At 54.4% G+C, this 12,955-nt stretch carries 14 protein-coding genes; 10 read left to right on the top strand and 4 right to left on the bottom strand.

Features of this window, described 5'->3' with window-relative positions:
* Window positions 1-365: 365 nt before the first annotated feature.
* Window positions 366-1,112: a hypothetical protein gene (locus tag FXO12_RS09595; RefSeq protein WP_057975703.1), complete on the top strand. Its 747-nt coding sequence runs from the start codon at window positions 366-368 to the stop codon at window positions 1,110-1,112.
* 194 nt (window positions 1,113-1,306) lie between these two features.
* Here FXO12_RS09595 and dusA read toward each other — a convergent pair whose 3' ends face one another.
* Window positions 1,307-2,293 carry a tRNA dihydrouridine(20/20a) synthase DusA gene (gene dusA / locus FXO12_RS09590; RefSeq protein ID WP_057975704.1) on the bottom strand — a complete coding sequence of 329 codons (987 nt, stop codon included), beginning with the start codon at window positions 2,291-2,293 and terminating at the stop codon, window positions 1,307-1,309.
* A 146-nt stretch (window positions 2,294-2,439) separates the two neighbouring features.
* Here dusA and FXO12_RS09585 point away from each other — a divergent pair, with 146 nt between their 5' ends.
* The 4 genes from FXO12_RS09585 (at window position 2,440) to FXO12_RS09570 (ending at window position 4,988) form a co-directional block, all read left to right on the top strand.
* On the top strand, window positions 2,440-2,742 hold the full coding sequence (locus tag FXO12_RS09585; protein ID WP_306109893.1) for a BrnT family toxin: 303 nt from the start codon (window positions 2,440-2,442) through the stop codon (window positions 2,740-2,742).
* Window positions 2,720-3,028, top strand: a complete 309-nt coding sequence (locus tag FXO12_RS09580; RefSeq protein ID WP_054919831.1) for a BrnA antitoxin family protein — start codon at window positions 2,720-2,722, stop codon at window positions 3,026-3,028. Before FXO12_RS09585 ends, FXO12_RS09580 begins: the two co-directional genes overlap by 23 nt.
* Window positions 3,029-3,217: 189 nt before the next feature.
* Window positions 3,218-3,808, top strand: a complete 591-nt coding sequence (locus FXO12_RS09575; protein ID WP_125919845.1) for an HNH endonuclease — start codon at window positions 3,218-3,220, stop codon at window positions 3,806-3,808.
* Window positions 3,809-4,175: 367 nt separating this feature from the next.
* A complete protein-coding gene (locus tag FXO12_RS09570; protein WP_054919823.1) occupies window positions 4,176-4,988 on the top strand; it encodes a hypothetical protein in 813 nt (270 codons plus the stop codon).
* Between the two features lie 190 nt (window positions 4,989-5,178).
* Here the strand turns inward: FXO12_RS09570 and FXO12_RS09565 are convergent, their stop codons facing one another.
* The gene (locus FXO12_RS09565) at window positions 5,179-6,126 is read right to left on the bottom strand and encodes a restriction endonuclease (RefSeq protein ID WP_057975706.1); all 948 of its coding nucleotides are present in this window, start codon (window positions 6,124-6,126) and stop codon (window positions 5,179-5,181) included.
* Between the two features lie 270 nt (window positions 6,127-6,396).
* Between FXO12_RS09565 and FXO12_RS09560 the strand changes: the two genes are divergently transcribed.
* Both FXO12_RS09560 and FXO12_RS09555 read left to right on the top strand, forming a co-directional pair.
* Entirely contained in the window at window positions 6,397-6,762 is a 366-nt protein-coding gene (locus tag FXO12_RS09560) for a DUF6124 family protein (RefSeq protein WP_054919819.1), read from the top strand.
* A gap of 147 nt (window positions 6,763-6,909) precedes the next feature.
* Window positions 6,910-7,131, top strand: a complete 222-nt coding sequence (locus FXO12_RS09555; protein WP_082631515.1) for a hypothetical protein — start codon at window positions 6,910-6,912, stop codon at window positions 7,129-7,131.
* A gap of 187 nt (window positions 7,132-7,318) precedes the next feature.
* Here the strand turns inward: FXO12_RS09555 and FXO12_RS09550 are convergent, their stop codons facing one another.
* Window positions 7,319-8,506 carry an MFS transporter gene (locus FXO12_RS09550; RefSeq protein WP_160049607.1) on the bottom strand — a complete coding sequence of 396 codons (1,188 nt, stop codon included), beginning with the start codon at window positions 8,504-8,506 and terminating at the stop codon, window positions 7,319-7,321.
* A 482-nt stretch (window positions 8,507-8,988) separates the two neighbouring features.
* Here FXO12_RS09550 and mqo point away from each other — a divergent pair, with 482 nt between their 5' ends.
* Window positions 8,989-10,635, top strand: coding sequence for a malate dehydrogenase (quinone) (gene mqo, locus FXO12_RS09545; protein ID WP_034126666.1), 1,647 nt, complete (start codon window positions 8,989-8,991; stop codon window positions 10,633-10,635).
* A gap of 64 nt (window positions 10,636-10,699) precedes the next feature.
* Here mqo and FXO12_RS09540 read toward each other — a convergent pair whose 3' ends face one another.
* Window positions 10,700-11,371, bottom strand: coding sequence for an NADPH-dependent F420 reductase (locus tag FXO12_RS09540; RefSeq protein WP_034126667.1), 672 nt, complete (start codon window positions 11,369-11,371; stop codon window positions 10,700-10,702).
* Window positions 11,372-11,470: 99 nt separating this feature from the next.
* On the opposite strand from FXO12_RS09540, the gene FXO12_RS09535 reads away from it, so the two are divergent.
* Both FXO12_RS09535 and FXO12_RS09530 read left to right on the top strand, forming a co-directional pair.
* Window positions 11,471-12,367 carry a LysR family transcriptional regulator gene (locus tag FXO12_RS09535; protein WP_054898631.1) on the top strand — a complete coding sequence of 299 codons (897 nt, stop codon included), beginning with the start codon at window positions 11,471-11,473 and terminating at the stop codon, window positions 12,365-12,367.
* Between the two features lie 192 nt (window positions 12,368-12,559).
* The gene (locus FXO12_RS09530) at window positions 12,560-12,889 is read left to right on the top strand and encodes a YXWGXW repeat-containing protein (RefSeq protein ID WP_034127032.1); all 330 of its coding nucleotides are present in this window, start codon (window positions 12,560-12,562) and stop codon (window positions 12,887-12,889) included.
* Window positions 12,890-12,955: the final 66 nt, after the last annotated feature.

The following is a 12,955-nucleotide window of genomic DNA, read 5'->3' as shown; positions in this document are numbered from 1 at the left end:
AGGCGCTCAAGGGCGCAAATGCGTTAGGTCGTTTGCGAGGGCAATAACCTGGAAACGGCCGTTTGAATCACCGGCCGTGGTGCTCAATTGGAGGGCAAAATCGCAGCTAGGTTCAACTGGATTCCACCCGTCCTGCGCCACTGGTTTCAAGCCAGTTGATAGAGGCAATATCAATGTTTTGAAGTTGTGAAAAGTTTATTTTCCAGCTCTTTAGTTGTTGCCGTTTTTACTTGTGCTATACCTGACTGGCAAGCGCTAACTTGGGCCGATAAAAACTCTGATGACATAACTGTCCGCGGCGAAGTGTGTGCGTCTGTGCATTAAAATCTGCTGGTTCGTTAGTTTGAAAGCAAAGGAGAGATGTAATGAAACGGAATATATCAACACTATTCGCCGCCCTGGGTTTTATTTGTTCAACAACGGTATTTGCCGATGTGACGGTACAGCAGGCCCTCAGCGCCGGTTGTTACGATACCCAGGAAATGCGTGGCATCATTGACACTGCCAAGGCAGGTAAACCCATGGGGAGCCGCACCCTGGAAAAGGAAAACGAACTGACCTCATCCTACGGCGGCAAGATCACCGATACCAGAGTGACTGCGCCTGCCACCTGGGTGTACCGCGCGTATGAGAGCGCGGACACCAACAATTGGCACGTCCAGAAACTCAAGGCCGGGGTGATCTACTCCAAAGCGCAGAACGACCTGGACAAATACCTCAGGGACGGTGGTACACCCGAAAAATACTGGGCCATCGATGGGCCTGACCTACACGCGCTGGGTTTTATCAGTGCCACCTACACGACAATGCGACTGCTCGCCTTACAGTCCAGCGACACCCCGAAAAGTCAGTTCGTGAGTTTTGCACTGGACTACGCCACCACCGGAACCTTTGGAGACGCCGTGTATGCACTGCAAGTAAACCCGAACTCACCCATTCTGGGGTTGGTTAACTGCAAAACGCCAGGCGGTGAAGTTCAATTTCAAATACTCGGCGGCACCACATTCAACACGCTTTACCGAAAAGTCAGGACCGATAAAGATTGGAAAAGGTATAACCGAGACACCGACCAATGGGTAACGGTGCCCAAAGGAACAGTGCCGGAAAACTAAGCAACAGTGCAGCAAGGGCCGGCAGCACCTGCCGCGCTCTTGCAATCACCGCTAAATATGTGGGAGCTGGCCTGCGATAGCGCCGGTACACCCAGTGAGCACTTACCTGACACTCACCAGGCAAAAATGTGGGAGCTGGCTTGCCTGCGATAACGTCGGTACGCCCAATGAGCATCTACCTGACACTCGACCAATCACCGCCCCTCCAACAACGTCCCCGCCTGATCCAGCAACGCCAACGGATCCGCCGCCTTATGAATATCCACCGACAACAACTGCCTGAACTTGCGCGCCCCTGGAAACCCCGTGCCCAACCCCAACACATGCCGAGTAATGTGATGCATCGTCCCACCACTGGCCAAATGCTCAGCAATATAAGGCCGCAACTGCGCCAACGCCTCCGCCCGGCTAATCACCGGCGCCTCACTGCCAAACAACCGCTGGTCCACCTCCGCCAACAGATACGGATTGTGATAAGCCTCCCGCCCCAGCATCACCCCATCAAACGTCTGCAAATGCTCCTGGCACTGCTCCAGCGTCTTGATCCCACCATTGAGATTAATCTCCAACTCCGGAAAATCCCGCTTCAACTGCGCCGCCACGTCATAACGCAACGGCGGAATGTCCCGGTTCTCCTTGGGCGACAACCCCTCCAGAATCGCAATCCGCGCATGCACGGTAAAACTGGTGCAACCGGCGTTCTTCACCGTCCCGACGAAGTCACACAACTCGGCATAACTGTCCCGACCATTGATGCCGATACGGTGCTTCACCGTCACCGGAATCGACACCGCATCGCGCATGGCCTTCACACAGTCCGCCACAAGGGCAGGGTGCGCCATGAGGATCGCGCCGATCATGTTGTTCTGCACCCGGTCGCTGGGGCAACCGACGTTCAGGTTCACTTCGTCGTAACCGGCGGCCTCGGCCATTCGAGCGCAGGCGGCCAGATCAGCCGGAACACTGCCGCCCAACTGCAGCGCCAGCGGGTGCTCGGCTTCGTTGTGGCGCAGGAAGCGGTCGTGATCGCCATGGAGGATAGCGCCGGTGGTGACCATCTCGGTGTAGAGCAGGGCGTGTTTGGAGAGCAGGCGTAGGAAGAACCGGCAGTGGCGGTCGGTCCAGTCCATCATGGGGGCGACTGAAAAGCGGCGGGAGAGTGGGGCGGTTTGTAGGGACATGGGGGATCTGAGTCAGCGAGGCGAATGGGGCACAGTTTATCAGGGATGCTTGTCAGGTACTTGGCGGGTTCTCAAGCCCAGCCAGCCAATCATCGGTGGTAACCCGAGTGCATGCTCGGTAGGCTTTCGACGCGCAGCTTGTGTTGATGATTTATTGTGGATACGATAATCACATGCATATTACCTATGACCCAGCCAAAGACGCTCGTAACGTTGAAGAACGCGGACTCCCGTTTGCGTTAGTGCGGGACTTTGAATGGTCTACGGCCTTGATCGTGGAAGATGATCGATTCGACTACGGTGAGTGTCGTTATCGAGCGATGGGATACATAGGGGATCGGCTGCATGTCGTAGTGTTCACCCCACGGGGGGACGCGGTCCACGTCATCAGCTTTCGTAAAGCCAACAAACGGGAGGTCAAAAATTATGACCAAGAAACCCAGCCCTGAGAAGGTCGATACAGCGAACCCTGAGTGGTCGGCTGAAGACTTTGCTAAGGCCAAGCCAGCCAGCGAGGTGCTTGTGGGATTGTTTGGCAAAGCTCAGGCGAAGGAAATGCTCAAACCCAAGCGCGGGCGGCCAAAGTCGGTAGCCACTAAAGAGCACGTTAATGTTCGTTTTGATGCTGACGTGCTGGAGCGATTCAGGGCTTCTGGGCCAGGCTGGCAAACGCGAATGAATGCCGCCTTGGCTGATTGGCTTAAGACGCATACACCGGATGAACTGAAGGCCTAAGGCAAAAAAGCCGCGGATGACGCGGCTTTTTGCTGTCTTGTGATTAGCTTTTTCTCAGCGATGGTATAAATAAATCTGTCCGTTTGTGCTGTCTTTTGGTGTTGTTTCAACAGGAATATTTCGTGAGTTGGAGCCACGCGGTACTAAGCTGGCCGGCGCAATCAATCCACGATAATCAAGGAGAGGCTGATGAGTAGTTCAGGAGTTCCTGTTATCGACAAGGAACAGTTAATCAGGCTTAGAGATAGGCTATATAGAGCAATTGATAACAACCGCTCAGACAGATGGTGTTTGGCGCTTTGGAGTAGGTTTGTCAGAGCTAGAGATGCTCACCAGTGTGTCGTCTGTAATTCTGACGATCGGGTCCAAGCGCATCATGTTTTTAGACGGACTTTGTTTTCGCAGGCGCGATATGAACTCGGCAACGGAATTACGCTGTGTTTCGAATGCCACAAGGTTGCACACGAAGGATTTAACGGCCGGCCGGATATGACGCTGCCGATAGGTGCTCAAGGGGGGGACGACCAAGACGAGATCGCCTTCTACTATCGAAAGCTGCTTGAGTCCTCAGACGCTTTAGATTTAGAGCACGATGAGTTTTTTACGTTGAGCGATGAAATGCTTAGATTTTTCGTCCGAGTACAGGGCTACGAATACCTCCATAAGGCAGTCGTTGCGAATCAAATTACTGGGTTGGTGATGGCGTATGAAATTTGGGTTCGTGGTCCAGAGCAGGTGACTTTAGCTATTTTAAAGGCAAACCTTCCTGGATATTTTTGACCTCAAGTCTGTTCCACTCTCGATCCACTGCCCGTTTCGCCGTCTTCTCCATAGCATATAACTACCGTAATCGTCGAGGCTTGCTCTGACCTCTGCTTTCACTGCCTTTACCGGTCCCTCTGTCGCGGTAGTACGCGGTGACCCCAATGAATTCCCCCTTGTTATCTTCCGTCAGGTCTTCAATGGTATCCTCCGGCAGCTTGGACCCCAGCTCCAGGTTGACGATGGTTTTGGCCAAGTTGGCGACAGAGTTGGACAGGTCTTCCGAAAGGTTTAGGGATATCCGAGTCATGACAGCCATCGGTGATGGACTGTCTGTATATTTTTACGGAACAGAATTTAATAGGCGTTTTTTTGGAGGGGTGTGGTGATTTATATTGAGTTTTTGAGTGGTTTTTTAAATAGGTTTTTAGGGCTGGTTTTCTTGGTATTTGTTGTATTTCAGTTTTTATTGTTTAAGTTTTATTTGCCCGGTTATATCAAAAAGAAAGGTGAAAATCTCGCTACGAAAGAAGATGTTGCAGGTATTACTCATCAAGTTGAGCGCGTGAGGACGCAATATCTTGTTGATTTGGAAGGTTATAAGAACTTAATTTGGAAGGGGCAGCAGCGTGAGGTGTGGCTGAAGGAAGAGTTTGATCTTAGGCTTGATACCTACAAGACTGCAATTTCTCTTATTTATAAGTACGTGGAGCAAATTGAGAATTATCATATCGCGCACTTGTCGTCGGGTGTTAATGAGGCCATTTTTCTTTATATTGAAGCTAAGGAAGAGGCTTTTTTTGAAGGGGTAAAAGAGAGCTATCGAGTTGAGTATGAGTCAACTAGAGAGAAATCGTTGGAGTGGTATTTTAAGTGTAAAGAGGTTGAAGTTGAGCTTCGTGTGGTTTTGGGGGTTGTAGATGTTTATTTTGATAGTGAATTGTCTGGTCACTTAGATGGTTTGATAGCAAAAGGTGTTGATGCTGCAAGGACCTTTTGCCGCGTTGAAGAGCTGTATCGCTCTGTGGAGAGTGAATATGAAAAACTACAGAATTATGTTGCCGTTAGCAATGCAGTGATTAAGAAGTATCACGTAGAGTTTAAAAAACTTATTCCTACTGTTGAAGCTGAGTTGTGCTTGAAAAATTTGAAGGGTTTCGTGGTGCGGGAAAGACGTGAAATTCTTGAGGGTTCCTGAGCTTTTATTTCGACTATTTAGTTGTGAGTGAGTTTTCTACTAATGTCCCGCGTGAGCAGTTAGTTAATCTAAAGTCCTCGGAATTATAGCGCGAAATCATTTAAGTAATTAACTGTGTAGGACAAGTGTCTAAGAGCTTGTGGGTGCATCTTACACCGTGGAGCGCTGGGTTGAATCAGCAGGTCGTGACTCATTCGTTTTTCTTCTCTAAGTCCACTGTGGGAGGTATTGTAGTCTGACTCAGATGTCCCCCTCTCAAAGTACTTTTGGATGAGTCTTCCCGCTCTGTATGGGACTCGACTGTCACTTTTCTTTGGTGAAGATGTATTTCGCCTGTCTTTATGTCTTTCAATACAGCCTTTGCTGCGATTTTTCCTTCGAACCTTGATGTTGTTTTGATGGCGCGTATATTATATTTGAAGGCGATTTTTTCTAGCTTTAACTTGCCGTGTGTACAGTCTGGCCAGATTATATAGTGGTTCGTAAAGTTATATACCTTTATGCGGTTTTCAAACTCTTCAAATTTTCCTGAGTTTTCTGCGAGTTCATTTTGCAGTTTGGACCATTTAACGATAATGTTGCCGGATTCATCAACTATTGTGATTTTATCCGTCATTCCTGATATTTCGATGGAGTCACCTTCTCTCAGTGTTGTATTTGATTCAATCCAGTTGAGATCAAATTTTAATGCTGGGCGCACATTATCTAAATAGTACATTGTGCCTGCAGTATGTATGGTTTTAATGCCAAGTGCTAATTCTAGATCTTCGGCTGTAGGTTCTCTAAGCATTTTCAATGCTATGCCTTTATGGTCTGCGAATACCTTTGCACCTTTTTGATATCCGGTTTTTGTTATGAATATTCCTTGTATATTACCTATATCATCAAGAGCTGCTGCGAAATCTCTCACCTTGCCAACCGTTATTGTAGATGTATAGTTTTTACACTCAACGGCAACGCGATGAACCAGTCCTGCGACTTTGAATTCCCAATAAACATCTAGCTGATGCTTTTGTGTCGATTTTCCAGCGAGGTTTACATTGTGTTTTACTAAGATTGTATCGAATCCATCAGTTCTAAGGATTTCTTCGTATACCTCTCTCGTTAGTTTTTCGTATTCGGTATCCTGGTTCAACATGTTCGGCTCCTTGGATTTGATGCCAATATGACAGCGCTTGGCGTCGGAGTGAAGTGTTCAGAGCTTTATTTTTGAAGATCTTTACGGCAGTACATATGGCAAAGCCAGACTATGATATTCCATAGGAACCTTCCGACACTTTTCTCGGCTTGCCTGTCAGACCTACCACCGCTAACCTTCTCAAGCTGCTGTATGTAAACCCAGTGGCCGGAGGTGGAAGTCCGAACTGCTAAGGCGTTTTAACTCCCGAAAATATTTGGAGCTTCGCCCATGCACAACAACACAAACAGTTCTTCAACTGATCAAACCGCATCGTCCGTGGATGCCAAGCTTCAAGCCGCAGCCCAGCGAGCAATCCATCATCACTTGCCCCCATCCGACGACGCTGCGCCTGTTGAACTCCCAAGCAACAACCTATTCCTCGTAAACCCGACCATCGACCCCGAAACCCTCCTGGCCAATGCCGCCGAAAACCTCGCATCCGCCAACGAAATGGCCGCCACCTTGGCGTTCGACCTCGACGACTCCCAACGCGCCATCGCCCTGGGCATTCAGCAGTTAATCGAGTTGAGTTCGCTACTCGTTGACCGAGCCCAGGAGCAGGTTGCGCCTGTAACGGCCCCAGTCAAAGCCTGACAACCAACCCTGCCGCCTTGCCCTAAGGCGGCAACCTGAACTCATGCTGTCACCCAGCAAAGTTTCATAATTCCCTGCGCTGTTAAGGTCTACGATCCCCTACTGAGAGAGGACCCCAGCGCCTCCAGCCCATAGGGAACTGAAACCATGATCTCGAACCTCGTCAAAGTCGTGATGATCACCGGCACGTTGTTGTTAAGCGCTTGTTCATCTTCATCGAGCGTGACCAACAGCGACCCGTGCTTTTCAGGCGGGTGCCAGGCATTTGGCGACCATAGCCCCAACAAAGCCGCGAAGATGAATTTTGGTGGCAGTGGGCTGGGGAGTAGTTATGGGGAGTATGGTTCGGGGTTGTTGCATGATGATTGATGGGGTGGGGGGCAAGCACTAATGCCTGCCAGTTAAGCGTCATCGCCTTCTGTAGGAGCGAGCTTGCTCGCGAAAAACGTCAACGATAACGCGGGCTTCCTGAGTGAACGCGGTGCCGGTGAGTTTTTCGCGAGCAAGCTCGCTCCTACAACTGGAAGCCCCACCTACAGTTTGATCCAGTAGGGCGTTAGTGGCCGCCTTTCATCCGCCGGGCGATCAGGTAGAGACCCAGGCCCACCAGGGCGGTCGCGGCGCCGATGTAGCCGGTGCTGGTCCAGCCTAGGCAGGCAGTAATGGCCATACCGCCAAACCACGGGCCCAGCGCATTTGCCAGGTTGAACGCCGCATGGTTGGATGCTGCCGCGAGGCTCGGTGCTTCGTGGGCAATGTCCATCAGGCGAATCTGCAACGGCGCCGCCAATGCGACCATGGTGCCCACCAGCCCCATGCTCAGCAGCACGCTCCACAGCGAAGACGCAGCGAAGGGGAAGAACAACAACACCGCCATCGACCATACCAATATCAAACCCACCGCCCGAAACTGCATGCGATCAAACAGCTTGCCACCGGCAATGTTGCCGATGATGCCGCCCACGCCAAATGCCGCGAGGCCGAAGGGGATCCACTGCGGCGAGACTTTGGTCACTTCCAGCATGGTCGGCGCCAGGTAGCTGAATACGCAGAACATGCCGGCAAAGCCAATTGCGCCGATGGACAGGGCCATCCAGACCTGGGGTTTGGTGAAGGCGCGCAGTTCCTTGCGCGGGTCGCTGCGTTGTTCGTCGTGGCGGTGGGGCACGAATTGCCAGACCAGGGCGATGGTGAGCAGGGCGATCACGCTGACCAGAGCGAACGCCGAGCGCCAGCCCAGGTGTTGGCCGAGGAAGGTGGCAATGGGGTTGCCGAGCAGCATGGCCAGGGTCAGGCCCATCATTACGCGGGCCACGGCGCCGGCGCGTTTGTCGGTGGGCACCATGCTGGAGGCGACCACGGCGGCGATGCCGAAGTAGGCGCCGTGGGGCAGGCCGCTGATAAAGCGGAAGGCCACCAGCGAGCCGAAGGTCGGGGTGAAGGCGGTGGCGAAGTTGCCCAGGGCGTACAGGCCCATCAGCAACAGCAGCATGTGTTTGCGCAGCAACTTGGCGCCGAGGATGGCCAGCAGTGGGGCGCCGACCATCACGCCCAGGGCGTAGGCGCTGATGGCGTGGCCGACCTGGGGTTCGCTCAGGCCCAGGTTCTGGGCGATGTCGGGCATCAGGCCCATGATGGCGAATTCGCCGGTGCCGATCGCGAAGGCGCCCACGGCCATGGCCGCTTCCATTTTGGCGGCGCTGCGCGCGGGCAGTACCTGCCCGGATGATTGCTGGATAGTCATGGGTAACTCTGTGTGAAAGGTGTGCACGAAGGACAGTCGCCGATGCTACGCAAGCCGCGACGAAGGTGTCTAGAACCGCCATTTTCGGCAGAGTTCCACGCCTGTGACCGCAGGTCGCGGCTGCCAGGCTTGACAGGGGCGCATTAAAAGCCGCGATTTAGGCCTGTCAATTGGCCAAACGGCGCATAAACGCTGTTTAGCGTGATATTCTGCGCGCCGTCTTGGGCTAGTCTTTCCCTGGTGCGTACACCCGTATACGTCCCAGCGGTTGGCTGTCGCCCAGGTAGCTGAAGCCAATAATGATAAGAAGTCAGCGCAGAAGGGACATAACAGTGAGGTCGATCCATCGGCCTTGTGTGCCCACCCTGCAGCCTTTATGTGACTGTGCAGACCCCGCGGTACGTTGCCTGACGTAGCGTGAACGAGGGTTACTCATGATCGGGGGCGGTAGGGCGGATGGCGTTTTATCATAGGTGCTACTGATGTTTAAAAAAGTAAACACTGCCCTGCTGGGGCTGGCTTTGTCGATGGGGATCACGTCCGTTCACGCGGAAGAGGCAAAGAAAGTCGATGTGCTGCTGATCGGCGGCGGCATCATGAGTGCAACCTTGGGTGTCTGGCTCAATGAGCTGGAGCCGGACTGGTCCATGGAGATGGTCGAGCGCCTCGATGGCGTGGCCGAAGAAAGCTCCAACGGCTGGAACAACGCCGGTACCGGTCACTCGGCCCTGGCTGAGCTGAATTACACCCCGGAAGACAAGAACGGCAACGTTGAGATCCCGAAAGCGGTCGAGATCAACGAAGCGTTCCAGATCTCCCGTCAGTTCTGGTCCTGGCAGGTTCAGCAGGGCGTGTTGAAGAACCCGCGTTCGTTCATCAACTCCACTCCGCACATGAGCTTTGTGTGGGGCGATGACAACATCAAGTTCCTGAAAAAACGCTACGAAGCCCTGAAGGCCAGCCCGCTGTTCGCCGGCATGCAGTACTCCGAAGACCCGGCGCAGATCGCCAAGTGGGTTCCGTTGATGATGGAAGGGCGTGACCCGAGCCAGAAAATCGCGGCCACCTGGAGCCCGATCGGTACCGACGTTAACTTCGGCGAGATCACCCGCCAGTTCGTCGCTCACCTGCAAACTACGCCGAAGTTTGACTTGAAGCTGTCGAGCGAAGTGCAGGACATCACTAAGAACGCCGACGGTTCGTGGCGTGTGAGCTACAAAAACCTCAAAGACGGCACCAAGACTGAAACCGACGCCAAGTTCGTGTTCATCGGCGCCGGCGGCGGTGCCCTGCACTTGCTGCAGAAGTCGGGCATTCCTGAAGGCAAGGAATACGCAGGCTTCCCAGTCGGTGGTTCGTTCCTGGTGACCGAGAACCCGACCATCGCCGAGCAGCACCTGGCCAAGGCCTACGGTAAGGCTTCGGTAGGTTCGCCACCGATGTCGGTTCCGCACCTGGACACCCGCGTGCTGGATGGCAAGCGTGTGATTCTGTTTGGCCCATTCGCCACCTTCTCGACCAAGTTCCTGAAAGAAGGCTCGTACCTGGACCTGCTGACCAGCACCACCACCCACAACATCTGGCCTATGACCAAAGTTGGTATTCGTGAATACCCACTGGTCGAGTACCTCGCCGGCCAACTGATGCTGTCTGATGATGACCGTTTCAAGGCGCTGCAAGAGTACTTCCCGAACGCCAAGCAGTCCGACTGGCGCCTGTGGCAAGCCGGCCAGCGCGTGCAGATCATCAAGCGTGATGAAGAGCAAGGCGGCGTGCTGAAGCTGGGTACCGAAGTGGTCAGCTCTGCCGACAACACCATCGCAGGCCTGTTGGGTGCATCGCCAGGCGCGTCCACCGCGGCTCCGATCATGCTGACCGTGCTGCAAAAAGTGTTCAAGGACAAGGTAGCAAGCCCGGCCTGGCAGGAAAAACTGCACCAGATCGTGCCAAGCTACGGCACCAAGCTGAACGACAGCCCTGAAGCGGTTGCCAAGGAATGGGCCTACACTGCCGGTGTGCTGCAACTGACACCACCGCCAGCGATCCCGCAATTGGCCGCTCCACAGGCTACCGAGGCTGCCAAGCCTGCGGCTGAGCCAAGCAAGCCGGTTTCTGACCTGGCGCTGTAAGCCTCACCCACGAAAAAGCCCGCTGAACCGGTGACGGTCAGCGGGCTTTTTTGTGGGGAAATGTTCAGGAGAGCGGCGGGTGTCGCTCCACCGGGGGCAGCTCAACCGCACGCTCGGCCGCCGCCAGCGCAGCCTTCAAGCCAGCCTGGTCCAGGCGCACGCAGTACGCCGGTTTGGCCCGCTCGAATCGCCAGCTTTCATCCAGCTCACCAGCGTCGACGGCATCGAACCCCAACTCATCGAGCAGCTGGGTCACGACGGCCTTCGCGGTGGCGTCATCCGCCGCGACGGGCAGCGCCCGCCGATCAGGTGCACCGTGAGGGCGGGCGTCTTGCGTCAGGTCGGGGGCGAAGATCGCGTTAAACACTTTCACCACGTGTGAATGTGTCAAATGGTCGGCCAGCAAGCGGCTGGTAGTCGTTTCAAAGCGGTCCAGCTCTGGGATATGCCCATCGCGGTCGGGGTAGTAATTGTTGGCATCCATCACCGTTTTACCCTCCAGCCATTGCGCGGGCACGCTGCGGTAGTGTTGAAAGGGAATCGCCACTAGCACCACATCGCCGAACCGTGCGGCATCGTCTGCGCTGCCAACTTGCACACCGAGTATGCCGCTTACCACGCTGCTCATGGTGTGCGGGCCGCGGGAATTGCTCAGCATCACCTCATGCCCGGCGGCCAAGGCCAGTTGTGCCACAGCACGCCCAATGAAACCTGCTCCAATTACGCCAATCTTCATGTGCTTGCTCCGATGGAAGTACGAAGTGGCTATGATGATTGGCAACCATTTGGTGATAAATCGCAGTTGTGGCGCGGCTGTTGTTACTAGGGGTAGGGAATGATGGATCGTTTATCAAGCATGAATGCCTTTGTGATGGCTGCTGAGCTCGGTTCCTACGTGCGTGCCGCTGAGCGCTTGAATATGTCACCGCAAATGGTGGCCAAGCATGTCACCGCCTTGGAACAACGCTTGGGCGCGCGCTTGCTTAACCGTACTACGCGAAGGCAAAGCCTTACGGAGTTGGGGAGCGCTTACTACGAACGTTGCAAGCACATCCTGACGGAGACTAAGGCGGCGGATTCCCTTGCGCAAATCATGAACGACACCCCGCGTGGCAAGCTGAAAATCACCGCTCCGGTGACGTTCGGCTCCTACAGCCTGATGCCGTTGATCACCGGATTCTTGCGTGACAACCCGGATGTGCAAATCGATCTGCACCTTACGGATCGTTTCGTCGACCTGGTAGAGGAGGGCTATGAGGCGGCCTTTCGTATCGGCCCCTTGGGGACCACTGGCCTGACCGCCCGGCCGCTGGCGCCGTATCGCCTGGTTGTCTGTGCGGCACCGGCCTATTTGCAGGCGCGGGGCACACCGATGACGCCGGCAGACCTTGAGCATCACGAATGCCTGGGCTATGCCTTCTGGTCACGCCCGGCAGATCGTGAATGGGTGTTTTACCAAGGTGCGGTCCCGCACAGGGTGCAGGTAAGCAGCCGTTTGCAGATCAACGAAAGCAGGGCGCTGATGTCGGCGGCGCTGGATGGTTTCGGTATCGTGCTCGGCCCTGAAGACTTCTTGCGCAGGGCACTGGCCGAGGGCCAGTTAGTGCGGGTGCTGCCGGACTTTGACGCGCCAAGTCGATCAATGCATTTGGTCTACACCGCGAATCGGCAGCGCACGGCTAAGTTGCGGCGGTTTGTCGACGCCGTATTACAACGTTTTGGCTCGGTTTAAACGCGCGAGCTCTCTCACCTGTTCATGCAGATGCAGCGCCAGCAGTGTCCGTTCGACTTGAGGCCGGTGGGTTCAGCAATCTGACAGACATTTCCTGTTAAAAATAATCAAAGCCCATGCAGGAGCCCGGCTGGAATAAAGGCGGATTACTTTCTGATGCAGGTGCAGGGCGTTCGCGCCCGAGGGTTTTGTATGTTGTTACGTTATGCAGCATTGGCCGCCATGGTGGTGGCGGCGTCCGGGTGTGTACAAGAGCGTGTAGTACATGAACGCAGGCCGGTGCAACGTGAGTATGTTGAGGTGGTGGCGCCGCAGCCGCCTCCGGTGCAGGTGATAGAAGTCGAACCGGCGGTACGCGAGGGTTATATCTGGTCACGCGGTTACTGGCGTTGGGAAGGCGGGCGCTATGTGGCGGTGCACGGCCATTGGGAGCCGGTGCGCCAGGGCTATCGTTATGTACACCCGCACTGGGTGCAGCGTAATGATGGCTACCACTGGCAGATCGGCGGCTGGATACGCTGACCTAACCTCCTTCTCTGTAGGAGTGAGCTTGCTCACGAAAAACGTCAACGGTTACGCGGGCATTCA

The sequence above is a fragment of the Pseudomonas sp. J380 genome, from assembly GCF_009827115.1.
Lineage (GTDB): Bacteria > Pseudomonadota > Gammaproteobacteria > Pseudomonadales > Pseudomonadaceae > Aquipseudomonas > Aquipseudomonas paracarnis.
This window is presented reverse-complemented; position numbering and strand designations above follow the sequence as displayed.